Here is a 1,231-nt window from a genome sequence, read left to right on the forward strand (position 1 = left end):
TGGACCTGTCACGGTTTGATGCCGCTCCTTTGATAGCATTTATTGCAGCAAAGGAGATGAACTATGGGACTGAAACGGACGGACGAATTCCGCCAAGATGCTGTGCGGATTGCATTGACAAGCGGGCTTACACGTAAGCAGGTGGCTTCTGATTTAGGTGTTGGGCTGTCGACGCTGAACAAATGGATCACGGCACATCGAGACACTGATGTGGTGTCGAAAGAGGATTTGGGCCTCGCTCAGGAGAATGAACGCCTTCGACGCGAGGTGCGTATTCTCAAGGAGGAGAGGGACATCCTAAAAAAGGCCACCCAGTTCTTCGCGGGCCTAAAGCAATGAGATTTAGGTTCATCGAAGAGCACCAAGGCAGTTTCCCGACCAAACGCCTATGCGATGTTGTCGGTGTCAGCACACGCGGATTGCGGGCCTTCCGCGGTCGTCCTGCCAGCCGCAGACAGCGGTCTGATATGGTGACGCTGGCGCACATCAAAGAACAGTCTCGTCTCAGCTTGGGCAGCTATGGTCGGCCAAGAATGACTGAAGAGCTGAAGGAGATCGGCCTGGATGTTGGTCATCGCCGTGTGGGTCGTTTGATGCGCCAGAATGGTATATCCGTTGTCAGGACCCGCAAATACAGGGCCACGACCGATAGCGACCACAAGTTCAACATCGCACCCAATCTGCTGGATCGAAACTTCACAGCAGACCTGCCAAACCAGAAATGGGCTGGTGACATCAGCTATGTCTGGACGCGTGAGGGATGGTTGTATCTTGCCGTGATCCTGGACCTGCATTCCCGGCGTGTCATTGGGTGGGCGGTCAGCAATCGCATGAAGCGGGACTTGGCGATCCGGGCGTTGAAGATGGCTATCGCCTTCAGATCACCGCCTGAGGGCTGCATTCATCACACGGATCGCGGGTCGCAATACTGTTCTCACGACTACCAGAAAATCCTGCGTCAGCATGGCTTCCAGGTGTCTATGAGCGGCAAGGGTAATTGTTACGACAATGCCGCCGTCGAGACGTTCTTCAAGACCATTAAAGCTGAACTGATCTGGCGAAAGCCATGGGACACACGGCGGCAGGCTGAGATGGCCATCTTCGAATATATCAACGGCTTCTACAATCCGCGCCGACGGCATTCAGCACTGGGTTGGAAAAGCCCCGTCGCCTTCGAACGGAAAGTGGCCTAAACGAGCACTTGGGGCGGCACAAAAGCGCGACAGGTCCA

Annotated in this window: 1 protein-coding gene; it reads left to right on the top strand. The window is 54.9% G+C overall.

The window, feature by feature from the left end; all coding sequences use genetic code 11:
• Positions 1-63: 63 nt before the first annotated feature.
• Positions 64-1,193, top strand: a protein-coding gene (locus HKX44_RS19975) for an IS3 family transposase (protein WP_276153119.1) whose coding sequence is annotated in 2 segments (ribosomal slippage) — positions 64-307 and positions 307-1,193 — 1,131 coding nt in all. Because the reading frame shifts where the segments join, the coding sequence is not laid out codon by codon here.
• Positions 1,194-1,231: the final 38 nt, after the last annotated feature.

Origin of the sequence: Sulfitobacter sp. M05 (assembly GCF_029285175.1) — a bacterium.
Taxonomy (GTDB): domain Bacteria; phylum Pseudomonadota; class Alphaproteobacteria; order Rhodobacterales; family Rhodobacteraceae; genus Sulfitobacter.